The sequence below is a fragment of the Actinomadura formosensis NBRC 14204 genome (assembly GCF_001552155.1).
Taxonomy (GTDB): domain Bacteria; phylum Actinomycetota; class Actinomycetes; order Streptosporangiales; family Streptosporangiaceae; genus Spirillospora; species Spirillospora formosensis.
This window is the reverse complement of the sequence record NZ_BCQQ01000025.1, coordinates 1-23,245: the sequence shown is the minus strand read 5'-3', so window position 1 is coordinate 23,245 and position 23,245 is coordinate 1. Positions and strand designations below refer to the sequence as shown.

The 23,245-nt window shown below is 72.7% G+C and carries 27 protein-coding genes and 1 riboswitch; of the genes, 14 read left to right on the top strand and 13 right to left on the bottom strand.

From position 1 onward, the window contains the following. Nucleotides 1-418 precede the first annotated feature (418 nt). Nucleotides 419-913 carry a transcriptional regulator BldD gene (gene bldD, locus AF1_RS09175; protein ID WP_067795069.1) on the top strand — a complete coding sequence of 165 codons (495 nt, stop codon included), beginning with the start codon at nucleotides 419-421 and terminating at the stop codon, nucleotides 911-913. 54 nt (nucleotides 914-967) lie between these two features. Here bldD and AF1_RS09170 read toward each other — a convergent pair whose 3' ends face one another. The 7 genes from AF1_RS09170 to AF1_RS09140 form a co-directional block, all read right to left on the bottom strand. Next, nucleotides 968-2,380, bottom strand: a complete 1,413-nt coding sequence (locus tag AF1_RS09170) for an MFS transporter (RefSeq protein ID WP_067795066.1) — start codon at nucleotides 2,378-2,380, stop codon at nucleotides 968-970. A gap of 79 nt (nucleotides 2,381-2,459) precedes the next feature. After that, a complete protein-coding gene (locus tag AF1_RS09165) occupies nucleotides 2,460-2,783 on the bottom strand; it encodes a hypothetical protein (protein ID WP_131732605.1) in 324 nt (107 codons plus the stop codon). Nucleotides 2,784-2,812: 29 nt separating this feature from the next. After that, nucleotides 2,813-3,040, bottom strand: a complete 228-nt coding sequence (locus tag AF1_RS09160) for a hypothetical protein (RefSeq protein WP_067795059.1) — start codon at nucleotides 3,038-3,040, stop codon at nucleotides 2,813-2,815. A gap of 88 nt (nucleotides 3,041-3,128) precedes the next feature. After that, nucleotides 3,129-3,818 (bottom strand): Crp/Fnr family transcriptional regulator, encoded by a 690-nt coding sequence (locus AF1_RS09155; protein WP_067795058.1) that lies wholly within the window; start codon nucleotides 3,816-3,818, stop codon nucleotides 3,129-3,131. A 75-nt stretch (nucleotides 3,819-3,893) separates the two neighbouring features. Continuing rightward, a complete protein-coding gene (locus AF1_RS09150; protein WP_067795057.1) occupies nucleotides 3,894-5,075 on the bottom strand; it encodes a CoA transferase in 1,182 nt (393 codons plus the stop codon). A gap of 240 nt (nucleotides 5,076-5,315) precedes the next feature. Next, the gene (locus AF1_RS09145; RefSeq protein WP_084262672.1) at nucleotides 5,316-5,810 is read right to left on the bottom strand and encodes an SAV_6107 family HEPN domain-containing protein; all 495 of its coding nucleotides are present in this window, start codon (nucleotides 5,808-5,810) and stop codon (nucleotides 5,316-5,318) included. Between the two features lie 284 nt (nucleotides 5,811-6,094). Further along, a complete protein-coding gene (locus tag AF1_RS09140) occupies nucleotides 6,095-6,865 on the bottom strand; it encodes a L,D-transpeptidase family protein (protein WP_242608788.1) in 771 nt (256 codons plus the stop codon). Between the two features lie 44 nt (nucleotides 6,866-6,909). Between AF1_RS09140 and AF1_RS09135 the strand changes: the two genes are divergently transcribed. Continuing rightward, nucleotides 6,910-7,374, top strand: a complete 465-nt coding sequence (locus AF1_RS09135; RefSeq protein ID WP_067795053.1) for a YbaK/EbsC family protein — start codon at nucleotides 6,910-6,912, stop codon at nucleotides 7,372-7,374. 84 nt (nucleotides 7,375-7,458) lie between these two features. On the opposite strand, the gene AF1_RS09130 is transcribed toward AF1_RS09135, so the two are convergent. After that, entirely contained in the window at nucleotides 7,459-8,364 is a 906-nt protein-coding gene (locus AF1_RS09130; protein WP_067795051.1) for an endonuclease/exonuclease/phosphatase family protein, read from the bottom strand. Between the two features lie 258 nt (nucleotides 8,365-8,622). Here AF1_RS09130 and AF1_RS09125 point away from each other — a divergent pair, with 258 nt between their 5' ends. The 4 genes from AF1_RS09125 to AF1_RS09110 are packed head-to-tail and all read left to right on the top strand — an operon-like array spanning nucleotide 8,623 to nucleotide 10,833. Then, nucleotides 8,623-8,973 (top strand): arsenate reductase family protein, encoded by a 351-nt coding sequence (locus tag AF1_RS09125; protein ID WP_067795048.1) that lies wholly within the window; start codon nucleotides 8,623-8,625, stop codon nucleotides 8,971-8,973. Between the two features lie 56 nt (nucleotides 8,974-9,029). Then, nucleotides 9,030-9,878, top strand: coding sequence for a hypothetical protein (locus tag AF1_RS09120; RefSeq protein ID WP_067795045.1), 849 nt, complete (start codon nucleotides 9,030-9,032; stop codon nucleotides 9,876-9,878). Between the two features lie 9 nt (nucleotides 9,879-9,887). After that, nucleotides 9,888-10,220, top strand: a complete 333-nt coding sequence (locus AF1_RS09115; protein WP_067795042.1) for a hypothetical protein — start codon at nucleotides 9,888-9,890, stop codon at nucleotides 10,218-10,220. Between the two features lie 10 nt (nucleotides 10,221-10,230). Beyond that, entirely contained in the window at nucleotides 10,231-10,833 is a 603-nt protein-coding gene (locus AF1_RS09110) for a GNAT family N-acetyltransferase (protein WP_067795039.1), read from the top strand. On the opposite strand, the gene metF is transcribed toward AF1_RS09110, so the two are convergent. Continuing rightward, nucleotides 10,770-11,705 (bottom strand): methylenetetrahydrofolate reductase [NAD(P)H], encoded by a 936-nt coding sequence (metF, locus tag AF1_RS09105; protein WP_067795036.1) that lies wholly within the window; start codon nucleotides 11,703-11,705, stop codon nucleotides 10,770-10,772. The two genes, AF1_RS09110 and metF, sit on opposite strands and share 64 nt — an antisense overlap. A 159-nt stretch (nucleotides 11,706-11,864) precedes the next feature. Here metF and AF1_RS09100 point away from each other — a divergent pair, with 159 nt between their 5' ends. Then, nucleotides 11,865-12,917: a polyprenyl synthetase family protein gene (locus AF1_RS09100; protein WP_067795033.1), complete on the top strand. Its 1,053-nt coding sequence runs from the start codon at nucleotides 11,865-11,867 to the stop codon at nucleotides 12,915-12,917. Between the two features lie 173 nt (nucleotides 12,918-13,090). After that, nucleotides 13,091-14,173: a serine/threonine-protein kinase gene (locus AF1_RS09095; RefSeq protein WP_242608786.1), complete on the top strand. Its 1,083-nt coding sequence runs from the start codon at nucleotides 13,091-13,093 to the stop codon at nucleotides 14,171-14,173. Between the two features lie 8 nt (nucleotides 14,174-14,181). On the opposite strand, the gene AF1_RS35105 is transcribed toward AF1_RS09095, so the two are convergent. The 4 genes from AF1_RS35105 to AF1_RS09080 all read right to left on the bottom strand — a co-directional run bounded on the left by AF1_RS35105 (nucleotide 14,182) and on the right by AF1_RS09080 (nucleotide 16,884). Then, entirely contained in the window at nucleotides 14,182-14,349 is a 168-nt protein-coding gene (locus AF1_RS35105; protein WP_165488374.1) for a hypothetical protein, read from the bottom strand. A gap of 64 nt (nucleotides 14,350-14,413) precedes the next feature. Next, on the bottom strand, nucleotides 14,414-15,082 hold the full coding sequence (gene thiE / locus AF1_RS09090) for a thiamine phosphate synthase (protein ID WP_084262666.1): 669 nt from the start codon (nucleotides 15,080-15,082) through the stop codon (nucleotides 14,414-14,416). Nucleotides 15,083-15,213: 131 nt separating this feature from the next. Next, nucleotides 15,214-15,588, bottom strand: a complete 375-nt coding sequence (locus AF1_RS09085; protein ID WP_067795174.1) for an Rv2175c family DNA-binding protein — start codon at nucleotides 15,586-15,588, stop codon at nucleotides 15,214-15,216. A 78-nt stretch (nucleotides 15,589-15,666) separates the two neighbouring features. Then, entirely contained in the window at nucleotides 15,667-16,884 is a 1,218-nt protein-coding gene (locus AF1_RS09080) for an NAD(P)/FAD-dependent oxidoreductase (protein ID WP_067795171.1), read from the bottom strand. Nucleotides 16,885-16,978: 94 nt separating this feature from the next. Then, nucleotides 16,979-17,091, top strand: a riboswitch (TPP riboswitch). On the opposite strand from AF1_RS09080, the gene thiO reads away from it, so the two are divergent. The 6 genes from thiO (at nucleotide 17,081) to AF1_RS09050 (ending at nucleotide 23,148) form a co-directional block, all read left to right on the top strand. After that, nucleotides 17,081-18,208 (top strand): glycine oxidase ThiO, encoded by a 1,128-nt coding sequence (gene thiO / locus AF1_RS09075; RefSeq protein WP_067795030.1) that lies wholly within the window; start codon nucleotides 17,081-17,083, stop codon nucleotides 18,206-18,208. (Overlaps the previous riboswitch by 11 nt.) Continuing rightward, complete coding sequence (gene thiS / locus AF1_RS09070; RefSeq protein ID WP_067795028.1) at nucleotides 18,205-18,405, top strand: sulfur carrier protein ThiS; 201 nt, start codon at nucleotides 18,205-18,207, stop codon at nucleotides 18,403-18,405. The genes thiO and thiS overlap by 4 nt, the downstream gene beginning before the upstream one ends. A 40-nt stretch (nucleotides 18,406-18,445) precedes the next feature. After that, the gene (locus AF1_RS09065) at nucleotides 18,446-19,213 is read left to right on the top strand and encodes a thiazole synthase (RefSeq protein WP_084262659.1); all 768 of its coding nucleotides are present in this window, start codon (nucleotides 18,446-18,448) and stop codon (nucleotides 19,211-19,213) included. Nucleotides 19,214-19,360: 147 nt separating this feature from the next. Beyond that, the gene (locus AF1_RS09060; RefSeq protein ID WP_131732604.1) at nucleotides 19,361-20,323 is read left to right on the top strand and encodes a DMT family transporter; all 963 of its coding nucleotides are present in this window, start codon (nucleotides 19,361-19,363) and stop codon (nucleotides 20,321-20,323) included. 36 nt (nucleotides 20,324-20,359) lie between these two features. Continuing rightward, nucleotides 20,360-22,279: a Stk1 family PASTA domain-containing Ser/Thr kinase gene (gene pknB / locus AF1_RS09055; protein ID WP_067795025.1), complete on the top strand. Its 1,920-nt coding sequence runs from the start codon at nucleotides 20,360-20,362 to the stop codon at nucleotides 22,277-22,279. A 20-nt stretch (nucleotides 22,280-22,299) separates the two neighbouring features. After that, on the top strand, nucleotides 22,300-23,148 hold the full coding sequence (locus AF1_RS09050; protein ID WP_067795022.1) for a deoxyribonuclease IV: 849 nt from the start codon (nucleotides 22,300-22,302) through the stop codon (nucleotides 23,146-23,148). Nucleotides 23,149-23,245 lie beyond the last annotated feature (97 nt).

Genomic DNA, 23,245 nt, shown 5'->3' with positions numbered 1-23,245 from the left:
CGTTCCGGCCGGGAGGCAGCATTCACCGCGAAACCTCCTTCCCCGCCTCACAGGACGGGCCTTAAAGGACGTTGTGTCTCCCCCACGGTAGCAGCAGGCCGGAACCGCTCCGCACCCGGACCTGCCCCTGTCTTCGCAGGTGAAAGGGGTCACACTCGACGAGCCTGGCGGCGTCGTGACAGGCGCGGCACAACGCGTGGGCACGGGCCGCGCGCGATCCGGACGGCCCGGATCGGGTGCTGCGGATTCGACCGCTTTTCTCCAATCGACTTGACCTGGGGCCGTACCCGTTTTACCGTCACTGTCCGTAACCATCCCTGGAGGCGGACTCCCGGAGCCCCCGGCTTCGCGAATCCGTCTCCCCCCGGTGACCAGCCGGGGTCCGAACGACGACGAAAGTGAGCCTGGGGGCCGCAGAATGCCGTCTGAATACGCTAAGGCTCTCGGCGCGCGCCTGCGCGCCATCCGCACCCAGCAGGGCCTGTCCCTGCACGGCGTGGAGGAGAAGTCACGCGGCCGCTGGAAGGCCGTCGTCGTGGGTTCGTACGAGCGGGGCGACCGCGCCGTCACCGTTCAGAAGCTGGCCGAGCTCGCCGATTTCTATGGCGTGCCGGTTTCCGAGTTGCTGCCCGGCGGAGCCGCGCCGAGCCCGCTCGGGCCTACACCCAAGCTCGTGATCGATCTAGAGCGGTTGCAGCAGCTTCCGAAAGACAAGGCCGGTCCTCTCGCCCGCTACGCCGCGACGATCCAGAGCCAGCGGGGCGACTACAACGGAAAGGTCCTGTCCATCCGCCAGGAAGACCTGCGTTCGCTCGCGGTCATCTACGACAAGTCCCCGACCGAGCTGACCGAAGAGCTGATCAGCTGGGGCGTCCTGGACCCGGAGGCGCGCCGCGCCGTCGAGTCCTTCTGATACACCCGCCACCGTGCCGGGGCCCGGTCTCACGCCGGGCCCCGTCCCGTGTTCTCAGTGCGCCTCCACGGCACGGTGCTCGCCGGCGTCCGGCACGGTGACGCGGCCGGTCCCCCGGCGGCGGCGCGGGGCGAGGAGGGCCAGCGGCAGGACGACGGCCATGACGGCGGCGCTCACCGCGAAGCCGGCCGTGTAACCGCTCTCGCCGGGGACGGCCACGATGACGACCGCGCTGATCTGCGTCCCGAGGGAGGCGCCGACCGTGCGGATCAGAGTGTTGACGCCGGTCGCCACACCCGTCTCACCCGCGGGGACGGCCGCGACGACCAGGTTCGCGACGGCGGCATAGGCGAAGCCGAGGCCGATGCCCCGTGCCAGGCCGCCGACGTACAGCTGCCACATGGCGGCATGCTGGAACGCCACGAACGCATACCCCAGACCGGTCGCCAGCGCGCCGCCGAACAGCACCATGCGCGAGCCGATTCGCCGGTCGAGCAGGCCCGCCGCCATGCCCGCGGCGGTCATCCCGACGCTGGCGGGCAGTTGCAGCAGGGCCGCCTGGGTGGCCGTGCCGCCGAAGCCGTACCCGGTGTCTCCGGGAAGCTGGACGAGCAGCGGGAACAGCAGCCCTCCGGCCATGAGCGCGTACCCGGACAGCAGCGACGCGGCGTTCGCCGTCCACACGCCGCGGACGCGCATCAGCCGCGGATCGATCAGCGGCTCGGGGACGCGGCACTCGACCCGCCACCACGCGCAGGCCGTCACGGCCGACAGCGCCAGCAGGCCGAGGACGCCCGGGGACGTCCAGCCCCAGTCCATGCCCTCGGTCAGCGCGGTGAGCGCGGCCACCAGCCAGGCCGCGAACAGGACGGCGCCCCACCAGTCCACCTTGGCCGCGTCCCGGGGCGCCGACCGCGGGACGAGCCACCAGGCGAGGACGACGCCGGGCACCAGCCCGGCGACCGGCACCCAGAGCAGCCACCGCCAGCCCAGCAGGTCGATGATCGGCCCCGCCAGGCACCAGGAGACCGCGCCGCCGAGGCCCAGCATGGACGACATGAGCCCGACCGCCGACGCCGTCCGGGCGGGCGGGATCACGTCCCGGATGATCGTGTACGCCAGCGGGAAGACGCCGCCGCCGATGCCGCCCAGCACCCGCCCGGCGAGCATGACCGGCACCGACCACGCCAAGGCCGCGACGACCATGCCCGCGGTCGCGATCACGAGCACGGCGAGCAGAACGTGCCGCGGCCCGTACAGGTCGCCGAGCCGGCCCACGACCGGTGTGGCGACCGCCGCGGACAGCGTCATCGCGGTGAGCGCCCACGCGGCGCCGGCGGGCGTGGTGCCCAGGCCGTCCTGGATCTGCGGCAGCGCGGGCGTCACGACGGCCATGGACAGCGAGTAGGCCATCACACCGAGGAACGCCAGCAGCGGGACCAGCCCGCGCCCGCCCTGCGCCGCCACCCGAGCCTCCCGTACTTCGCCGCCCTAACAATCTCATACGGGGACGGAGCACGCACGGCGCGCCCTGGCGGCGCGGCCGTCAGATGTCATAGACCTGCTGGTACTTGTCGAGAATGGCGAGCGCCTGGCCCTTCATCCGGTGCTCGGCCCGGGAGCGGACGATCTCGGCGATCTCGTCCGGGCCGTGCCCGAGGCGGCGCATCAGGTTGAGGGCGATGCTGATCACGTCGGCGGCCTCCCGCGCGGCGGCCGCCTCGTCCCCCCGCGCCAGGTGCTCGTCCAGTTCGTCGAACTGGATGTCGACCGCGCGGCGGAAATGCGTAAAGGGCTTACGCGTGATCTCCTCGTGCGCCTCGTCCCAGGCGTCCCACATGGGCTGGAACGGCCCGAGCGGATCGGTCATGTGCACGCGTCCCTCCTGTACGGAAATCGTCACGGCCCCCCGGGCGTGGTCCGCGCCACCGGCGAGGGCACCTGGGGCGGGTCGGGAACCTGCCCCGCGTCGGCCAGCAGGCCGAGCCCCACCAGGATGACGCCCGCCGTGACGAGCGCGGCGATCCGCCCCCGTGACAGCCGCGGGATCTCCACCCCGCCGACGTCGAAGTCTCCGCCGATCAGCGCTATCACGATGCACACCGCACCTACCACCTGCAGCGTCATGATGAAGTGCCCTCCGGACGTTCCCGGGGAAGCCACTGCGACTTCTCTTATGTGTATTAACACATGGAGAAGAATGTATGTCTACAGGCTAGCTATGTGCAATATTACGCAAACCTTCGAGATTGTGCAGGGTGATCTTGCGCCGGCCGGTGCTCACCAGCCCCTCCTCGCGGAGCTTGCGCAGCTCGATCGCGACGGCGTCGCGGGACGCGCCGATCCGCCCGGCGAGATCCTGCTGGGAGAGGGTGACCGCGAGCGTCCAGCCCTCCCCGTCCTCCTCGCCCACCTCGCTCGCCAGGTCGAGCAGCCAGCGGGCCAGCCGGCTCTTCACATCCAGCCGCGCCAGCAGCGCCCGCTGGTCGGACTGGCGGCGGCGGCGGACGGCCGCCCGGTACATCAGCGGCCACAGGTCGTGGTCCCGGACGAAGGCGAGCAGCGCCTCCGCGGCGATGTCCAGGCCGGCGAGGTCGGTGATCGTCGTCACCGTCGCCGCCCGGGGCTCGCCCATGAGGACGCCCTCCTCCCCCATGACCTCGCCCTCACCGCGGATCGCCAGGATGATCTCCGTGCCGTCGGCGGCCTTCCGGGTCACCTTGACGCTGCCCTTCTGGATCAGCAGCACCGAATGGGACGGCTGCCCCTCCCAGAAGATCGTGTGCCCGGCCGGAAACTGCACGGGCGTGCCGAGGTCCTCCAGGGCCGAGCGCAGCGGCTCCTCACCGGGGGCCAGGGGCTCGCCGAGCACGTCCATGATCCGGACAGAGGGATCATCCATCATGCGGGCAAGTGTAATTATCCATATGCCGACATGGCCAGATCCGGATTCATAGATGTAGCCGTGGCGTATCCGTGGTCAGCGGATCGTCCCCGCGTCGCGCAGGGCGGCGATCCGGTCCGCGGACAGGGACAGGACGTCCCGCAGGACCTCGTCCGTGTGCTCGCCCAGCGTCGGGGCCGGCACGGGGGGCATCGAGGCGTCACCGAGCCGCAGCGGCGAGCCCGGGGCCAGGTGGACGCCTATGCCCGGCTGGTCCAGGCGCCCCATGAGCGGCTCGTCGTGAAGGGCGGCGGCCACCTCGGCGAAGTCCCGGTACCGGGACCACAGGACCGACGTCTTCGCCAGCGTCTCCCCCACCTGGTCGCACGTACGGGACGAGAACCACGGGCCGAGGACGCCGCCGAGCGCGTCGCGGTAGGCGTAGCGGTCGCCCGCCTCGCGGAAGTCGGCGCCGAACGCCCGCTCAAGGGCGGCGGCGACCTCGCCGACGCCGGTCGCCTCCACCAGGTCCCGCCAGTGGCGGGCGGTGAGCACCGCGACCATGACCCGGCCGTCGGCGGTGGCGAAGTCCCGTCCGAAGTCGCCGAACAGATGGTTCCCCAGCCGCGGCCTCGCACGGGTCAGCTGTGCCTCTGCGAGGTGACCCAGGTTCCCTGCGGTGGCCAGGGCGACGTCGTACAGCGCCACCCGGAGGCATTGGCCCTCGCCCGTCCGCAGACGGTGCCGCTCGGCCGCCAGGAGGCCGACGGCCATGTAGAGGCCGCACGCCACATCCCACGCGGGCAGGGCGTGGTTGACGGGGGTCTCCTGGCCGGGCGGTCCCGTGACCAGCGGGAAGCCCATGGCGGCGTTCACCGTGTAGTCGACGGCGTTGCCGCCGTCACGCGTCCCCTGGAGCCGGACATGGACGAGGTCGGGCCTGACCGCCTTCAGCTCCTCGCAGGTGAGGCCCTGACGCGGCGGCGCGTTGGTCAGGACGACGCCGCTCTCCGCGACGAGCCCGGCGACCAGTTCCCGTCCCTCCCGGGACCGCAGGTCGACGGTGACCGACCGCTTGCCCTTGTTCAGCCCGGCCCAGTACAGGCTCCGGCCGGACGGCGCGAGCGGCCACCGGTCGATGTCGGGTCCGCCGCCGATCTGGTCGACCCGGATGACGTCCGCGCCGAGCTGCGCCAGGGTCATCCCGCCCAGCGGCGTCGCGACGAAGCTGGACAGCTCCACCACGCGCATCCCGTCCAGCGGCGGCGTTCCGGTCATGGGCGTTGTCTATCAGGCTCCTCTCCACCACCCGCGGGCGGGCATGGGATCGAGCCCGCGGGCGGGCATGGGATCGCGCCGGCGGCATCGGCTCGGGGGGTTGCGGTCACCGCCGGCGCGATCGCCCGGGGGTTCGCCGGAGGCCGGGCCTGCGCCCCGCGGTGAGGGCCGGCGGGACGCCCGCCCCGGCCTCCGGCGCGGCCGGTCCCGTGGGGAGGCGGGGACGGCCCTCGGAGATGGCTAGCTGGCCTCTGGGACGGGCAGGGTGGGCTGCCCGTCGATGCCGAGGGTGTCCTCGACGAGGGTGACGAAGACTTCGGCGTCGTGCACGAGTTCCTCGGCCTCGCGCGGGGTGACGGCGCGCGGGAGGCCCGCCTCGGCGGCGGCGCGCTTGTCGGCGCCGGCGGCGAAGAAGGCGGCCCACTCGCGCAGCGCGGGCTCGGCCTCGGGCAGCAGCACCCACACGCTGCGCGGACGGCCGCGGCGGTGGGTCTCCAGCGGTTCCTTGGACGCCAGCACCGCGGCGGCGGCGCGCAGCGCGGCCAGGTGGGCGCAGACATAGCGGACGGCCGGCGAGGTGGCCTCGGCGGCCTCGGCGAGGCCCATGCGGGCGGCGTGCAGTTGGCCGACGGCCGTGTGCGCCGGACGGGGCGCGGGCAGCGGACGGTGGCGTGGACTCGGCGGCATGGACTCGGCGGCGGAGTGGATTCCGCGTGCGGTCATCGTTCCGGACATGTGTGCCTCCTTCCGGGCTCGGGCCGGCCGGGCGGAGAGCTTCCCCTCACTCCGCCCGGCCGTCCGTCCCGCCGAAACACCGCGATCGGCGGGGACGTCGCCCTGGCGCGGGCCGCGAGTCCCGCACCAACGTCGAACATAAGTTCGACGCACTTCCCAGTAAACAGCCCTGACGGCGATTCGTCAACGTGTTCGAATGTGTGTCGTGTCCCGCAGGTCAACGGGTGTGACGGCAGTACACCAGCGGGGTACGACAGTTGACCGGCGGCAGCACCGGCCAGGGCCTAACCGGGCCGCCTGACGTGCACGGGGACGTTCGTTCCGAGCAGGCCGGGGAAGTACTCGGCGATGTGCATCGGCATCCGGACGCAGCCGTGCGAGGCGGGGTAGTCGGGCACGTCCAGGGCGCCGTGGAAGGCGATGCCGCCGTTGAAGTAGACGGGGTTGTAGAGGCGCCCCAGCGGTGAGGTCTCCCAGCCGGTGAAGCGGCGCCCCGTCCGGAAGTCGCCCGTGCTCGTGGTGGCGTACCGGCACCTGGGGACGGTGGCGCCGGGGTCCTTGGCGCAGTAGTACTCCCCCGAGCCCGACGAGATGTGCGAGATGAGGCGCGGCTCGCCGTCCTTGTAGAGGACGAGGTACTGGCGTTTCAGGTCGACGTCCACCCGGTCCTTCTCGCGTTTCCCGGCCACCGGACGCGGCTCCTTGGGCGCGTCCAGGGCCTCCCAGAAGGACTTGTCCGGGGTGCTCTTGTGCTTGAGGCGGTTGACCGCCTGGAACGCCCACACGGCCATCTGCGTGGACGGCCCGTACTTCCCGTCCGCCTTGCCCGGGTCATAGTGGAGTTCCTTGAGGCGGCGCTGGAGGTCCTCAACGTCGGCGCCCTTCGCCCCCGGCTTCAGCTTGCGGTGCGCGGGTGTGGGCGCGGGCGTGGAGGGCGGGGCCGCCGTCACCGACGTGGACGGTGACGGCTCCGGCGCCGGGGGCGCCGTCTGCTCCGTCCCGTTGCAGCCCGCCAGGACGACGGCCGCGATCAGCGGGACCGCGCTTTTCCGCACGTCGATCGGTCTCCCTCGCATGGACGAAGCTTAAAGTGCCTCCCATGCATCCGAATGCCGAAATCGTGGCGAAGGCCCTGCTCGACCAGGGCGCGACCGGGACCATCATCGAACTTCCCGCCTCCGCGCGGACGGCTCAGGCCGCCGCCGACCAGTTGGGCTGCGAGGTGGGCGCGATCGCCAACAGCCTGCTGTTCGACGCCGACGGCGCGCCGCTGCTGGTCATGACCAGCGGCGCGCACCGGGTCGACACGGCGAAGGTGGCGGCTCTGGTGGGCGCGGCGAAGGTGGGACGCGCGACACCGGAGTTCGTCCGGGAGGCGACCGGGCAGCCGATCGGGGGCGTCGCGCCACTCGGCCATCCGGCACCGATCCGCACGCTCGTGGACGTCTGGCTGAACGGGTACGACGAAATCTGGGCGGCCGGCGGCCACCCGCACACCGTCTTCCCCACGTCGTACGAGGAACTGCTGAGGATCACCGGCGGAACCCCCGCGGAGGTGGAGTGACGGAGATGCGGCGCCCCCGCGGGCCGACGGCCGGTCCGCGGCCCCGGCGGGGCGCCGGCCTCGCGCGGAGGAGCGGCGGCTCGTTCAGCCCGGTGTGATCCGCGCGGCGACCGGCAGGTGGTCGCTGCCGGTGGCGGGCAGGGCGCGGATGTGGCCGACGGTCGCCGAGCGGGCCATGACCTGGTCGATCCGGGCCAGCGGGAAGGCGGCGGGGAAGCTGAAGGCCAGGCCCCGCTCCGCCACGTTCATCTGTGCGGTCAGCGGGGCCAGCCCGCGGTCGTCGACCGTGCCGTTGAGGTCGCCCAGCAGGATCACCGCTGCCAGCTTCTCGGCGGCGACGGCCTTGCCCAGCAGCCCGGCGCTCTCATCGCGCCAGGACGATGCCAGCCCGCCCGCCCGGACGCGGACCGACGGCAGGTGCGCCACATACACGGCGATCTCGCCGTGGGGCGTGTGCACCACGGTCCGCAGCCCGCGATTCCAGGTCTGCGTGATCCCCCGGGGTTTGATGTCCAACGGCCGGACGCCGGTCAGCGGGTGCTTCGACCAGAGTCCGACGGTGCCCCGGACCGCGCGGTACGGGAAGTCCGGGGCGAAGGTCTTCTCATAGACCGGCAGCGCCGAGGGCACCAGTTCCTCCACCGCGATGAGATCCGGCCCGGCGCCGGCCAGTGCGCGGGCCGTGCCCGCCGGGTCGGTGTTCTCGTCACTGACGTTGTGCTGGACCACGAGCAGGTCGTGCGCGCCGGGCTTGGCCTCGGGCAGGAGCAGCCCGCCGAAAAGGTACGCCCAAGCCGCCACCGGCAGCAGCAAGGCCACCAGCGCCGTGGCCGAACGGCGCAGCAGCGCCGGGACGAGCAGCACCACGACCATCAGGCCGAGCCACGGCAGGAACGCTTCCAGCAGACTGCCCGTGCGGCCCACCGAGTTGGGCACGGCCCGGTGGAACGCCAGCAGCCCGGCCGTCCCCGCCGCGAGCGCGGCGAGCACCCGGCCCCGTGTCCAGGCCGACCGGCCCTTCGCGTCCCCCCGCGCGCTCTCGTCCGGAGCCCGGCGTCGTGCCCACCGGGCCACCGCCGCCCTCACCGTCGACGTCGCATCGCTGTCCGCTGGAGTCTGCTCCACCCCGGCCCCCGATCCACTCGGCCTCGCCGGCTATAGGACGGGCCACCAGATGAATCAGTTCTGTTCTCCGTCAGCGTGCTGTCGGCTGCGGATACGGGGCTTCGCATCCAATAACCTCCCTTCATGGAGATCTGGCACAACCCGCGCTGCTCGAAGAGCCGCGCCGCGAAGGCCGCGCTGGACGAGGCGGGCGTCGAGTACACCGAGCGCCGCTACCTGGACGAGCCGCCCACCGCGGAGGAACTGGACGCCGTGCTCACTCGGATCGGCGCCGAGCCGTGGGACGTGGCGCGGCTGAACGAGCCGGTCGCCAAGGAACTGGGCCTCAAGGACATGGAGCGTGACCGGGCCCGGTGGATCGAGGTCATGGTGGCGAATCCGGCGCTGATCCAGCGTCCGATCGTCCTGACCGGCGATACCGCCGTCGTGGCACGTGATGACGAATCGGTGCAGAGGGCTCTCGACAGCCGGTGACACGGATGTGATTCTGGGGAGTCAGGACACGACGACCGGTGACCTCCGGAGGGGCGATGACCGCGCAGATGCGCACGGGTCCGGCGGCGCGCGACCCGGAGTTCCGGGGGATCGACCCGCCCGCGCTCGATCAGGTCATCAGGCGGCTGCAGGACGCGCAGAACGAGATCCAGGGCTGGCTGAACGCGCATCGTCCCCCTCCCGGGGTGTCCACGGCCGGGTACCGGCAGGCCGACCAGGTGGCGCAGTGGGCCGCCGACCAGCTCGGGATGCTGTCGCGGCGCTACAACTACGCGATCACCCATCCGTCCCCGGGCGGCGGGGTGGACGCTCCGCCGCCGCCCGCGCCCGCTCCGGCACCGGGGAGGCCCGGCGGCGCTCCGGTCGGGACGCCCCGCCCCGTCACGCCTCCGCCCCGCAAGACGGCACCTAAGCCCACTCCAAGGGGTGCCGGTGACATCGGCAATTTCCCCACCCGGCAGGCCGCCGCCAAGGCCGCGAGGGCCGATGCCCTGGCGGTGGTGGCGTCCGTCCAGGACGGCGAGCCCGTCCCCGATTCGGTGTGGAATCACCTCAAGGCCAACGCCGACGACCCCGACTACACCGAGAAGCTGTACGAGCGGCTCGGGCCCACCGCAACGGCCGGCCTGCTGAAGGCCGCTCATGGAGACAGGGCGAAGCTGGAGGCCGTCCAGGAGTCGCTCGGTGTGGCGAGCCACCACATGACGATGGACGTGAAGTGGCTGCGCGCCTTCCTGGCCGAGGCCGACCGCGCGGGAGTCCGCCCGGCCGCCGTCCAGGTGCTCACCGGGGCCGACATGAGCGGCCGGACGCGCGAGGCCATCGCAAAGCTGAACCTGCACAAGCCGGAAGCAACCACCCCGGAAGCAACCAACGTCGCCTGAGAGGTCGCCATGGCCGCTCCGCCCCCTCCCGGGAGCCTGCCCCTGCCGCTCACCGGTGCCGCAGCCGCCAAGCTGTCACCTGCCGAGCAGCCCAATCCCGAGTACCAGCGGCTCTACCAGGCGTACGCCGACGCCTACGGCAGCATCGACCGGCTCCGTGGGGCCCTCGACGCGCCGGTGAAGATCCTGCGGGGAACGGACGCGTGGCTGGGGCCGGAGGCGCGCGTGTGGGGCGGGCAGCTCGACGCCAACCGCAGGACGCTGAGGAAGGCGGCGGACCGCATCCTCTGGGACATCTACGATCGCCTTTCCGCGACGCAGCGCACCATCCCGCGGGTCTAGTCTCTGTCGGGTGAGGGACCCGAAGCTGCGCGAGATCGACGAACGCGCCTTCCTGCGAAGGCTCGACCCCATGGTGGACGTGTACGCGGCCGCGATGGAACCGCCGAGCGATCAGCTCCCCGGCCGGCACACCATCATGGAGCGGCACGCCTCGTATCCGGGGTTCCGGGCGTTCGTGGTCGAGCGGCGCGGCGCGCTGCCCATGCTGGCCAGTCCCGTCCTGGGGTTCGCCTATGGATTCCACGGGATGCGCGGCCAGTGGTGGCACGACGTCGTCCACCAGGCGCTGTCGGACCTGGAGGGTCCCGAGCACGCCGAGACGTGGCTGGGCGACACGTTCGAGGTCGCCGAGCTGCACGTCCATCCGCAGGCGCAGGGCAAGGGCCTCGGCCGGAGCCTGCTCAACGCGCTGTGCGAGGGCAGGCCGGAGCGGACGGCCGTGCTGTCCACGCTCGACAGGCGGCCGGAGACCCCGGCCCGCCACCTCTACCGGTCGGTCGGCATGGTGGACCTGCTGACCGGCTTCGAGTTCCCCGGCGGCGGGCCGCGCTACGCGGTCATGGGCGGGACGCTGCCCCTGGCGCCGTACTCCCCGGCGCCGAGGAGGGAGTAGACCTCGCGCGTCGCCGTGGACTTGTTGAACGTGATGAAGTGGATCCCCGGCGCGTCCTGGTCGAGCAGTTCGCGGCACAGCTGCGCGGCGTGCTCGATACCGAGCCGGCGCACCGCCTCCGGGTCGTCCGCGACGGCCTCGAACCGGGCCCTGACCTCGGGCGGGAACGGGGCGCCCGACAACTGCTCGGACCGCTCGATCGTGCTCATCCGGGTGACCGGCATGATGCCCGGCAGGATCGGCACGTCGCAGCCCGCGGCGGCGACGCGGTCGCGGAGCCGGAAGTAGTCCTCGGCGCGGAAGAACATCTGGGTGATCGCGTAGTCGGCGCCGGCCCGGCACTTCTCCACGAAGTGGCGGACGTCGCTCTCGATGTCGGGCGAGCGCGGGTGCTTGTAGGGGAACGCGGCCACGCCGACGCAGAAGTCGCCGTAGGAGCGGATCATCCGGACCAGTTCGGCGGCGTACTCGACGCCGTCCGGGTGCTTGACCCACTCGCCCATCGGATCGCCGGGCGGGTCGCCGCGCAGCGCGAGGACGTTGCGGACGCCGGCCGCGGCGAACCGCCCGATCAGGTTGCGCAGCTCGGCCTGGGAGTGGTTCACGGCGGTGAAATGCGCGACGGGCGTCAGCGTGGTGTCGGTCGCGATCCGCTCGACGATGTCGACGGTCTTGTCACGGGTGCCGCCGCCGGCGCCGTAGGTCACCGACACGAACGTGGGGTGCAGGACCTCCAGTTCGCGGATCGTACGCCACAGGGTCCGCGCGCCCTTGTCGGTCTTGGGCGGGAAGAACTCGAACGAGAAGGATCTGCCGCCCGAGGCCAGCAGTTCTCGGACGGTCGGGGGCCGGTCGGGGCGTGCGCGTCGCATCCCCCAAGCCTACAGAAGCCGCCGGAGAGCGCCCGGAGCCGCCGATTCGCGTGATGCTCGCCACAGCGCGCGGGCGTTATGGCCTTATTTCTGAGGATCCAGTGACTTCTCACGTTTTCGCGGGAGGGTTGAATCACCCCAGGTGGATACGATCTCGGCATGTCGACCAGCCGCATCCGCAAGGAGGTCGGCGAGGCCCTCCTCGGCTTCGTCGACCGGCAGCGCCCGGCGCTGCTGACCATCAGCGACGACCTCGCGCCGCTGCTGTCCGCGCTCGACGCCCTGCTGGGCGGCGGCAAGCGGCTGCGTCCCGCGTTCTGCTACTGGGGGTGGCGCGCCGCGGGCGGCGAGGACGGCCCGGGCATCGTGGCCGCCGCCGCGTCCCTGGAGCTGCTCCAGGCCAGCGCGCTCGTCCACGACGACGTGATGGACTCGAGCGACACCCGCCGCGGCCAGCCGTCCGCGCACCGCCGGTTCGAGGCGCTGCACCACGCGCAGGCGTGGCCGGGCGACGCGGAGGCGTTCGGCGGCGGCGCCGCCATCCTGCTCGGCGACCTGTGCCTGGCCTGGTCAAGCGAGATGTTCGAGACGAGCGGGCTGGAGGAGGAACGCCGCCGGCGCGGCCGGGCCGTCTACGACCTGATGCGGACCGAGGTCATGTGCGGCCAGTACCTCGACATGCTGGAGGGGACCCGCGGCCGGGCGACGGTCGCGACGGCGCTGCGCGTGGTCGAGTACAAGAGCGCCAAGTACACGATCGAGCGTCCGCTGCACCTCGGCGCCGCGCTCGCCGGCGCCCGCCCGGACGTGACCGCCGCCCTCACCGGCTACGGCCTGCCGCTCGGCATCGCCTTCCAGCTCCGCGACGACGTGCTCGGCGTGTACGGGGACCCGGCCGAGACCGGCAAGCCCGCCGGCGACGACCTGCGGGAGGGCAAGCGGACGGTGCTGGTCGCGCTGACCCTGGAACGCGCGTCCGCCGCGCAGGCCGCCGCGCTGCAGCGCCGCCTCGGCGACCCCGGGCTCGACCGTCCCGGGGTGGACGAGCTGCGCACGATCATCGAGGAGACCGGCGGCCTCGCCGCCTGCGAGACCTTGATCGAGCGCTATCTGCGCGAGGCGGAGAGGAACCTGGAGTCGGCCCCCATCACCGCCGAGGCCCGCGACGCCCTGGCGGAACTCGCGGTGGCCGCCACCACCCGGACCACGTGAGTGAGCGATGACATGGTCCGGCCGGGTCTCCCGGGCGGCCGGCACATCCCCCAGACCGGGACGCTTGGGACATGCGGGTAAAAACAAAGATCTGGGTTCTCCTGCCGTGCTCAGCCGTTACGCGGTACAAATAAGGAAATCTTCGTCCGTCCCCGCCGAGTCGGAGTTTTCCAGTGCCGCACGACACCTCCCGCGGGAGGACGAATCCCCACTCCGCACGTCCCGCCGCCCGTTCCGGGCGTCCCGGGCACCCCGGCCGCCCCGGTAAGCCCCGAAGCACCCAGGCACGGGCGGGGCAGGGGCGGCAGAACGGCGCCGCCTGCCCGGCGCACGGCGGCGGCCGGCGGCACGAGACGCCGCTCGGCCCCGACGACCCGCGCGGTCTCGGCGACTACACGCTGCTCGGACGGCTCGGCGAGGGCGGCCAGGGCATCGTCTACCTCGGCCGGGACGGCGACGGTGAGCTCGTCACCGTCAAGCTGCTGCGCGGCGGCGTGGCGGCCGGGCAGCGGGCGCGCAGCCGCTTCGTCAAGGAGGCGGACGCGGCCCTGCAGGTGTCCGGGCGGCACACCGCCCGCGTCCTCGACGCCGACATGACCGGCGACCGCCCCTACATCGTCAGCGAGTTCGTCGAGGGGCCGTCGCTCCAGGACGTCGTCCGGGACCGCGGCCCGCTGTCCGCGCCGCAGCTGCGCAAGCTCGCGGTGCGCACCGCGGCGGCGCTCGCCGCGATCCACCGCGCCGGGATCGTGCACCGCGACTTCAAGCCCGGCAACGTGCTGCTCGGCCCGGACGGCGCCAAGGTCATCGACTTCGGCATCGCCCGCACCGCCGACGCGACACCGCTCACCACCGGCCCGGTCGGCACCCCCGCCTACATGGCGCCCGAGCAGATCGAGGAGGAGCCGGTCGGGCCGGCCGCCGACGTCTTCGCCTGGGGCGCCGCGATGGTGTACGCCGCGACCGGGCGGCCACCGTTCGGGACCGGGCCGAGCGCGGCCGTCATGCGGCGGGTGACGTCCCGCAGGCCCGACCTCGGCGACATGCAGGGCCCGCTGCGCGACCTCGCGGCCCGCTGCCTGGACAAGAATCCCGCCGCGCGGCCGACCGCGCCGCAGCTCGTCCGGGCCCTGCGGGACGGCCACGGCCCGGCGCCGAAGCCACGCCCGACCGCGATCCCGCGCTACCGGTGGCGGATGATGGTCGCGCTGGGCGTGGTCGTCGTCGCCGGCTTCGCGCTCGGCATGCTGTTCTGACCGGCGGCTCACCAGTGCGGCGGGCGGTCCTCCAGCAGCCGGGAGTCGTCGTCACCGCCGTCACCGCCGCGCCACTCGCCCCAGCCGATGTCGGTGTCGTCGGACGTCTGGTCGGGCAGGATCTCCAGGTCGTCGTCCAGGTCGACGAGCCGGTCGTCGTCGGGTCCCTCGCTCATGATCCCCATTGTCGGTGATCGGTCCGGGTGCCCGCACCGTGATCCAGGTCAAACCCCGACAAGGTCAGGTGGCGAGCCGGCGCGCGAACTCCGCCGCCGCGGCGCCCGGATCGTCCGCCTCGGTGATCGCCCGGACCACCACCACCCGGCTCGCGCCCGCCGCCCGGACCTCGTCGAGGTTGCCGAGGTCGATGCCGCCGATCGCGAACCACGGCCGCGCGACACGCTGCGCCGCCAGGTACTCCAGCAGCTTCGGGCCCGGCGCCGGACGTCCGGGCTTGGTCGGGGTGGGCCAGACGGGGCCCGCGCAGAAGTAGTCGGCGCCCGGCTCCACGGCCGCCGCCGACGCCTGCTCGCCCGAGTGCGTGGACCGGCCGATCAGCATGTCGCCGCCGACGATCTCGCGGGCGGCGGGCACCGGCAGGTCGTCCTGGCCGAGGTGCAGCACGTCCGCGCCGACGGCGTGCGCCACGTCGGCCCGGTCGTTGACCGCCAGCAGCGCGCCGTGCCGCTCGCACGCCGCCCGGAAGATCTCCAGGTAGGCCATCTCCTGCCGGGCCTCCAGGCCCTTCTGGCGGAGCTGGACGATGTCGACGCCGTTGCCGAGGACGGCGTCGAGGAACTCCGGCAGATCTCCTTGCCGTTCCCGCGCGCCGGTGCACAGGTAGAGGCGGGCCCGGCTGAGCCGGGCGCGCAGCGCGACGGCGCGTTCGGAGGGCAGGTGCCTGGACACGGCCGGGGCACGTCCTTTCAGATCAGATCGCCGCACGGGTGGTCACGGGGTCACGCGGCGGGAGTGGTCCCGTCCCGGGTGACCCCGTGATCGTGCCATGTGCTGCTTCGTCCGCTGGTACCGGGTGGTCTCTAGAAAGCGAGGGCCTGGGCGCGGCGGCGCACCTCGGTCCCGCGGTTCTCGGCGAGCGCTTCCACGGGCGTCCCCGGCAGCGTGTCGTCGGCGGTGAACAGCCAGCGGATCGTCTCCACCTCGTCGAATCCGGCGTCCGACAGGAGCGTCAGCGTACCGGGCAGCCCCTTGACGACCTGCCCGTCCTTGATGAAGGCCGCGGGCACCATCGGCTCGCCGCCGCGCCGCACCGCGAGGATCCGGTGCTCGTGAATGAGCTGCTTGATCCGGTTGGGCTTGATCCCGAGCCGTTCGGCCGTCTCCTTCAGGGTGAGCCATTCGCCGGCGAGGGCGTCGGTTCGGGGGTCGAGTGCGCTGTCAACGGTTGCGTGCATCTGCGTCACGCCCCCTTGCTACCACGCCTTCGAAAGCCTCAAACCCCCTGAACAGCCGTTACCTTCCGGCACCGCCCGCTACTGGCGAACGGCCTGCCGGACGGGGACGTCCGGGTCGGCGATCGCCTCGGGGTCCACCGGGGTCCCGGCCGCGATCACCCGCCTCGCCTGCACCAGGTCACGGGGCCGGTCGACGGTGAGGATCGCGTCGAGCCGGTCACCGGTCAGCCACACGGCCGCCCACTTGCGCTCCGCCGGGTCGCCGCGGTGGACGAGCCGCTCGGACGCGGCGTGGCTGCCCGCGTACTGCACCATGCGCCCGAACTGCTCGGACCAGAAGTAGGGGGCCGCGTCGTAGGAGGCGTCCCGGCCGAGGAGCGACGCGGCGGCGACCTCGGGGGCGTTGAGGGCGGTGTCCCAGTGCTCGACCAGGAGCCGCCGCCCGTACCGCGCCGACCACCACGCGGCGCAGTCGCCGACCGCGACGACGTCCGGGCGGAGGGCGCCGGGGTCCTCCTCGCCCTGGTAGACGCGGAACGAGCCGTCGGTGACCACGCCGCGCTCGGTCGGCAGGCCCGAGCCGTCCAGCCAGGACACGGCCGGGCGGACACCGATGCCGACCACGACCTCGTCGGCCTCGATCCGGCCGCCGCCGGCCAGGGCGAGGCCGTCTTCGCGCACCTCCGCGACCTTCACGCCGGTGCGCAGTTCGACGCCCGCCTCGGCGTACCAGGGGGCGGTGAGCGCGCCGACCTCGGGGCCGATCGCGCCCGAGAGCGGGGTGTCGGCCGCCTCCACGACGGTGACCGCGCAGCCCTTCCCGGCGGCGGTGGTGGCGACCTCGGCGCCGATCCAGCCCGCCCCGACGATCACGATCCGGGCGCCCTCGGTGAGCCGGGCGCGCAGCTCGCGGGCCTCGTCGATGGTCCGCAGGACGTGCTGCCGCCCCTCCCCCGGCAGCGTGATCGGAGTCGCCCCCGTCGCGATGACCAGCCCGTCGAACGGCAGGTCGCCCGCCGTGGACGCGAGTACGCCGCCGCGTCCCGGCTCGTCCAGGCGCAGGCCGGTCGCGCGTTCGCCGAGCAGCAGGTCGCAGCGCAGCGCGGCCCAGTCCGCGTCGACCGTCGTGTCGTCGGACTCGCCCTTGAGGACGGCCTTCGACAGCGGCGGCCGGTCGTAAGGCCGGTGCCGCTCCGCCGACACGAGCGTCAGCGCCCCCTCGTACCCCTTGCTCCGCAGGGCTTCCACGGCGCGCACGCCGGCCAGCCCGCCTCCCACGACGATGACCCTCTGCATGACGGCCACCCTATTCGGCCGCGTTTTTCGGGTGGACACCTGTCCAGGCACCGGTGCGCTTTACCGAGGTCGTAAGGTGGGGACCGGATAAAACCACACAGAGCGCGGGAGTCCGGTGCGACCGGGCTGAGAGGGCGGCTGAACGGGCCGCCGACCGCCGGACCTGATCCGGATCATGCCGGCGAAGGGAGCGCACATGGAGATCGTCATCGTTGGCGCCGGGGTCATCGGCCTCGCCACCGCCTGGCGGGCCGCCGCCGGGGGCGCCGCCGTCACCCTGGTCGACCCCTCCCCCATGAGCGGCGCCTCATCGGTCGCGGCGGGCATGCTCGCCCCGGTCGGCGAGCTGACCTACGGCGAGGAGCCGCTGCTGCGGCTCGGTCTCGCGTCCCGCGACCGCTACGGCGCGTTCGTCGCCGAACTGGAGGAGCTGACCGGCCTGGACACCGGCTACCGCACCGACGGGCTCGTCCAGGTCGCGTTCGACGCCGACGACCTGAGGTACCTGGACGACCTGCGCCGCTTCCAGGAGAGCCTCGGCCTGCCCGCCGAGGCGCTGACCGGCAGGGAGTGCCGCAGGGCCGAGCCGATGCTCGCACCCGGCGTGCGCGGCGGGCTGCTCGCCCCGCGGGACGGCTCGATCGACCCGCGCCGGCTCGGCACGGCGCTGCTGGCGGCGGCCGAGCGGTTCGGGGCCCGGCTCGTGCGGCGGCGGGCCGCGCGGATCGTCGTCGACGGCGGCGCGGCGACCGGGGTCGGGCTGGACGACGGGACGGTCATCCGCGCCGACCGGGTGCTGCTCGCGGCCGGACCGTGGTCGGCCGACCTGGAGGGCCTGCCGCCCGGGACGGTACCGCCCGTCCGCCCGGTGAAGGGCCAGGTGATCCGGCTCCGCACCCGGGTCCCGTTCCTGCGGCGCACCGTCCGGGGCCTGGTGAAGGGTTCCCCGGTCTACCTGGTGCCGCGTGCGGACGGCGAGGTCGTCATCGGCGCCACCCAGGAGGAGCTGGGGTTCGACACGCGTGTCACCGCCGGCGGGCTGTGGGAGCTGCTGCGGGACGCACGCGAGCTGGTGCCGGGCGTCACCGAGCTGGAATTCGTCGAGGTCACCGCGGGGCTGCGTCCCGGCTCCCCGGACAACGCGCCGGTCATGGGCCCGACCGCGCTGCCCGGCCTCATCGCCGGGACCGGGCATTTCCGCAACGGCATCCTGCTCACCCCGGTGAGCGCCGACATCCTGTCGGCGATGCTGCTGGACGGTCCCGTCCCCGAGATCGCCGGGCTGTTCTCCCCCGACCGCTTCTCCGCCGAGGTGCAGGCATGAAGGTGATCGTCAACGGTGAGCCGCGCGAGCTGCCGGAGGGCGCGAGCGTGGCCGACGCGGTCGCGTCCGTCACCACGGCCGGGACCGGTGTGGCGGCCGCGCTGAACGACGAGGTCGTCCGGCGGTCGGCGTGGTCGGCGACGACGCTGCGCGACGACGACCGCCTTGAGGTGCTGACCGCCGTCCAGGGCGGCTGAGGTCGGTCCCCGTAAGGACACCGCACAGGGAGGCTGAAACGTGGACAAGCTGGTCATCGCCGGGGAGGAACTGGACTCACGGCTGATCATGGGGACCGGCGGCGCGCCCAGCATGCACGTGCTGCGGGAGGCGCTCACCGCGTCGGGCACGGAACTGACCACGGTCGCGATGCGGCGGGTGGACCCGTCCGCACGCGGCTCGGTGCTGGACGTCCTGGCCGAGTGCGGCATCCGGGTGCTGCCGAACACGGCGGGCTGCTTCACCGCCGGGGAGGCCGTCCTCACCGCCAAGCTCGCCCGTGAAGCGCTCGGCACGAACTGGGTCAAGCTGGAGGTCATCGCGGACGAGCACACGCTGCTGCCCGACCCGATCGAGCTGGTCGAGGCCGCCGAGCAGCTCGTCGCCGACGGCTTCGTCGTCCTGCCGTACACCAGCGACGACCCCGTGCTGGCGCATCGCCTGGAGCGGATCGGGTGCGCGGCGGTGATGCCGCTCGGGTCCCCGATCGGGTCGGGTCTCGGCATCCGCAACCCGCACAACATCGAGCTGATCGTCGAGCGGGCGAACGTCCCGGTGATCCTGGACGCCGGGCTCGGCACCGCGTCCGACGCCGCCCTCGCCATGGAGCTGGGCTGCGACGCCGTGCTGCTCGCGACCGCCGTCACCCGCGCCCGGCATCCGGCGCGGATGGCCGCGGCGATGCGGCACGCGGTGGAGGGCGGACGGCTCGCCCGGCTGGCCGGACGCATCCCGATGCGCCGCTACGCGCAGGCGTCCTCCCCGTTCGAGGGGCTCGCCACTTCGTAGAATCACTAAAGCGTTCCCTGTAGAAATATTCGCTGGACCTGAAATCTGCGCGTTACCAGACTGGGTCTGCCGCACCCCGCGGACATGCCGCAACCCGGCGTCTCACTTCGGTGTTCGTGGAAACGACCCCGATCTAAGGTGCGTGACATGCAGCAGATGAACACGGATCGCGTCGACAAGCGCGCGGTCGCCGCCGCCACCGTCTCGGTGGTGCTCTGGGCGTCCGCCTTCGTCTCGATCCGCAGCGCCGGCGCCGAGTACGGGCCCGGTGCCCTCGCCCTCGGCCGCCTCCTGTCCGGGACGCTCGTACTGGGCGTCCTGTGGCTCGTCCGGCGGGAGGGCCTGCCGCCGCGCGGGGCCTGGCCCGGCATCGTCACCGCGGGCGTGCTGTGGTTCGGCGCCTACATGGTCGCGCTGAACTGGGGCGAGCAGCTCGTGGACGCCGGCACCGCCGCCCTCGTCGTCAATATCGGGCCCCTGCTCATCGCGCTGCTCGGCGGCTGGCTGCTGAAGGAGGGCGTCTCGTCCCGGCTGGTGATCGGCTTGGCCGTGTCGTTCACCGGCGCCGCCGTCGTCGGGCTGTCGATGTCCGGCGAGGGCCGCGCGTCCGTCGGCGGGGTGCTGCTCTGCGTGGTCGCCGCCGTGACGTACGCGGCGGGCGTGGTGAGCCAGAAGCCCGCGCTGCGGCACGCCTCCGCGCTGCAGTTCACCACGTTCGCGTGCGCGATCGGCGCGCTCGTCTGCCTGCCGTTCTCCGGGCAGCTCATCGCGCAGGCCGCCGACGCCCCGGCCGGCGCCACTCTCAACATGCTCTACCTGGGCGTCTTCCCGACCGCGCTCGCGTTCACCACCTGGGGCTACGCGCTGGCCCGGACGTCCGCCGGGAAGATGGGCGCCACCACCTACGCCGTCCCCGCGCTCGTCGTGGCGATGTCGTGGCTGTTCCTCGGCGAGGTCCCGGGCCTGGTCACCCTCGCCGGCGGCCTGCTCTGCCTGGCCGGGGTGGCCGTGTCCCGCGGCGCCGGCCGCCGCGGTCGGCCGGCCGCTCCCGAACCGGGCGCCCGGGAGGAGTCTCCCTCCGGCCTCATCGAGGCTCATACTCGCGGTTGATGAGATCCGCGGGGGTTCACCCGTAAACTCGCACCGATGGACACGACGGTCGCAGATCCACTCGTCGGGCGGGTGCTCGACGGGCGCTACCGCATTGAGTCCCGCATCGCACGCGGCGGCATGGCCACGGTCTACCTCGCGCGGGACCTCCGCCTCGACCGCACCGTCGCGATCAAGGTGATGCACGCCGGGCTCGCCTCCGACGAGGACTTCGTGGCCCGCTTCATCGGCGAGGCCAAGGCCGCGGCGGCGCTGTCCCACCCGAACGTCGTCGCGGTCTACGACCAGCGCACCGACGGCGAGCACGTCTTCCTGGTGATGGAGTACGTCGCGGGCCGCACGCTCCGCGACACGCTGACCTCGCTCGGACGGCTCGGCCCGCGCGCCGCGCTGGAGATCGTGCAGCCGGTGCTGGCCGCGCTCGGCGCCGCGCACCGCGCCGGTCTCGTGCACCGCGACGTCAAGCCGGAGAACGTCCTGATCACCGAGGACGGCCAGGTCAAGGTCGCCGACTTCGGTCTCGCCCGCGCCGAGACCGCGAGCAAGATGACCAAGACCGGCATGATCATCGGGACGGTCGGGTACCTCGCCCCCGAGCAGGTGCTGTCGGGCAACGCCGACGTCCGTTCCGACGTGTACGCGGCCGGGATCATGCTGTTCGAGCTGCTCACCGGGCATCTCCCCCACCGGGGTGACACGCCGCTCGCCGTCGCCTACAAGCACGTGAACGAGACCGTCCCGCCGCCGTCCGGTGTCGTCCCCGGGCTGCCACCGCGGGTGGACGCCCTCGTCACCGACGCGACGAGCCACGACCCGGCCCGCCGCCCGCAGGACGCGAACCAGTACCTCGCCGAGGTCGCCGAGGTGGCCGGCGGCCTCCCCCGCGACCTCGACCGGCGCATCGAGGAGGCGTCCCGCAACGCCACGAGCGTGCTGGAGGCGCCGGTCCACGGGCGCACCGCCGTCCTGGACGCGCACACAACACCGCCGGAGCACGTCCCGCCGCAGACCAGGACCGACCGCGCGATCGGAGCGCTGACCGGCCGTTACGTCATGGTCGCCATCGGCGCGGTCGCGGCGCTCATCCTGGGGTGGGCGGTCTGGTACCAGACGTCCGGCCAGTACGAGCACGTCCCGTCCTCGATCATCGGGATGAAGGTCTCCGACGCCCGCGATCTGCTGGAGTCCAAGGGGCTGGACGTGCGGACCGCGAAGGCGGTCTACGACGACCGCGTCCACCGGGGCGGTGTCGTCAAGTCCGACCCGCCCGCGGGCGCCCGCGTCGCCAAGGGCCAGACGGTCACGCTGACCCCGTCCAAGGGCATCACTCCCCGCGAGGTGCCGGACGTCGAGGGCAAGACCCTGGAGGAGGCCAGGCAGACCCTCAAGGACAGGGGCTTCTCCGTCGGCCGGACGAGCACGAGCCCTTCGCAGACCGTCGCCAAGGACAGGGTCATCGGCACCGACCCGGACGCCGGCGAGAGGCAGTCCCCCGACGAGCCCGTCGACATCGTCGTCTCCGGCGGCATGTCGATGCCCGGCCTGGTCGGCCAGAACGGCGACGCCGCAGCCAACCGGCTGCGTTCCATGGGGCTGAACGTCACCGTCCAGAAGAAGCGGGTGGACGGCAAGGAGCCGAACACCGTGGTCAGCCAGGACCCGGCCGAGGGAACCGGCGTCTCCCGCGGCGACGACGTCACCATCGTCGTCAACAAGCGCGACTGCATCGTGGACGCGGGCCCGTTCCAGTTCGGCTGCGACGACGGCGGCGACGACCAGAACGTCCCGGTGCCCGACATGACCGGCCGCAGCGTGCAAGAAGCCAGGAAGGCCCTGAAGGAGTCCGGCTTCAAGGTCAACGTGACGGGTTTCGGCGGCGACATCGTGCGCTTCCAGTCTCCGTCCAGCGGCGAGCTCCCGCGCGGCTCCACCGTCACCATCGTCCGGGGGCCGTGACCCGTTAGGCTGAATCGGCCATGACCTCACCGCACAGCCCCGTCGGGGCGCATGTCCCCGTGGCCGGCGGCCTCGCCACCGGCGGCCTGAAATACGCCGCCGAGATCGGCGCCGAGGCGGTCCAGGTGTTCGTCGCCAACCCGCGCGGCTGGGCGCTCCCCGAGGGCCGCCCCGCCGAGGACGCGAAACTCCGCGAACACGGCATCCCCGTCTACGTGCACGCCCCCTACCTGGTCAACTTCGGCTCCCCCACCCCCGAGACCCTCGCGAAGTCCATCGCGACCGTCCGGCACTCCCTCGCCCGTGGCCGCGCCATCGGCGCCCGCGGTGTCGTCGTCCACACCGGCTCCGCGGTCAGCCAGACCTACGACGAGGCCATGACGCAGATCCACGAGCACGTTCTCCCCCTCCTCGACGAGATCCCCGAGGACGGTCCCGACCTCCTCCTGGAGCCCATGGCGGGCCAAGGCAACATGCTCTGCGGCAGGGTCCAGGAGCTGGGCCCCTTCTTCGAGTGCCTGGAGCACCACCCGAAGCTGGGCGTCTGCCTCGACACCTGCCACGCCTTCGCCGCCGGCCACGACCTGGCCGCCCCCGGCGGCGTCAAGAACACCATCGACGCCCTGGTCGCCACCGTGGGCGAGGGCCGCCTGAAACTGATCCACGCCAACGATTCCAAGGATCCCTGCGCGTCCGCGAGAGACCGCCACGAGAACATCGGCGCCGGCCACATAGGCGAGCAGCCCTTCGCCGACCTCTTCCACCACCCCGCCACCGCAGGCGTCCCCTTCATCATCGAAACCCCCGGCCGGGCCCCCGCCCCCCACGCCAACGACATAAAAACCCTGAAACGCCTCCGCACCCCCTAACACGCCCACCAAAACCCATCCGATACGACGCGGCAGAAACCCACTGCTACGCCCACCCAGCCATGCGGCAACCGAAAGGCACGCTGTCTTTAACCTC

Excerpts from the sequence above, each read along its gene's own strand:
- bldD (WP_067795069.1), top strand. The coding sequence starts at position 419 with ATGCCGTCTGAATACGCTAAGGCTCTCGGCGCGCGCCTGCGCGCCATC.
- AF1_RS09165 (WP_131732605.1), bottom strand. The coding sequence starts at position 2,783 with ATGACCGATCCGCTCGGGCCGTTCCAGCCCATGTGGGACGCCTGGGAC.
- AF1_RS09160 (WP_067795059.1), bottom strand. The coding sequence starts at position 3,040 with ATGACGCTGCAGGTGGTAGGTGCGGTGTGCATCGTGATAGCGCTGATC.
- AF1_RS09155 (WP_067795058.1), bottom strand. The coding sequence starts at position 3,818 with ATGATGGATGATCCCTCTGTCCGGATCATGGACGTGCTCGGCGAGCCC.
- AF1_RS09150 (WP_067795057.1), bottom strand. The coding sequence starts at position 5,075 with ATGACCGGAACGCCGCCGCTGGACGGGATGCGCGTGGTGGAGCTGTCC.
- AF1_RS09145 (WP_084262672.1), bottom strand. The coding sequence starts at position 5,810 with ATGTCCGGAACGATGACCGCACGCGGAATCCACTCCGCCGCCGAGTCC.
- AF1_RS09135 (WP_067795053.1), top strand. The coding sequence starts at position 6,910 with ATGCATCCGAATGCCGAAATCGTGGCGAAGGCCCTGCTCGACCAGGGC.
- AF1_RS09125 (WP_067795048.1), top strand. The coding sequence starts at position 8,623 with ATGGAGATCTGGCACAACCCGCGCTGCTCGAAGAGCCGCGCCGCGAAG.
- AF1_RS09120 (WP_067795045.1), top strand. The coding sequence starts at position 9,030 with ATGACCGCGCAGATGCGCACGGGTCCGGCGGCGCGCGACCCGGAGTTC.
- AF1_RS09115 (WP_067795042.1), top strand. The coding sequence starts at position 9,888 with ATGGCCGCTCCGCCCCCTCCCGGGAGCCTGCCCCTGCCGCTCACCGGT.
- metF (WP_067795036.1), bottom strand. The coding sequence starts at position 11,705 with ATGCGACGCGCACGCCCCGACCGGCCCCCGACCGTCCGAGAACTGCTG.
- AF1_RS09100 (WP_067795033.1), top strand. The coding sequence starts at position 11,865 with ATGTCGACCAGCCGCATCCGCAAGGAGGTCGGCGAGGCCCTCCTCGGC.
- AF1_RS35105 (WP_165488374.1), bottom strand. The coding sequence starts at position 14,349 with ATGAGCGAGGGACCCGACGACGACCGGCTCGTCGACCTGGACGACGAC.
- AF1_RS09085 (WP_067795174.1), bottom strand. The coding sequence starts at position 15,588 with ATGCACGCAACCGTTGACAGCGCACTCGACCCCCGAACCGACGCCCTC.
- AF1_RS09080 (WP_067795171.1), bottom strand. The coding sequence starts at position 16,884 with ATGCAGAGGGTCATCGTCGTGGGAGGCGGGCTGGCCGGCGTGCGCGCC.
- thiO (WP_067795030.1), top strand. The coding sequence starts at position 17,081 with ATGGAGATCGTCATCGTTGGCGCCGGGGTCATCGGCCTCGCCACCGCC.
- thiS (WP_067795028.1), top strand. The coding sequence starts at position 18,205 with ATGAAGGTGATCGTCAACGGTGAGCCGCGCGAGCTGCCGGAGGGCGCG.
- AF1_RS09060 (WP_131732604.1), top strand. The coding sequence starts at position 19,361 with ATGCAGCAGATGAACACGGATCGCGTCGACAAGCGCGCGGTCGCCGCC.
- pknB (WP_067795025.1), top strand. The coding sequence starts at position 20,360 with ATGGACACGACGGTCGCAGATCCACTCGTCGGGCGGGTGCTCGACGGG.
- AF1_RS09050 (WP_067795022.1), top strand. The coding sequence starts at position 22,300 with ATGACCTCACCGCACAGCCCCGTCGGGGCGCATGTCCCCGTGGCCGGC.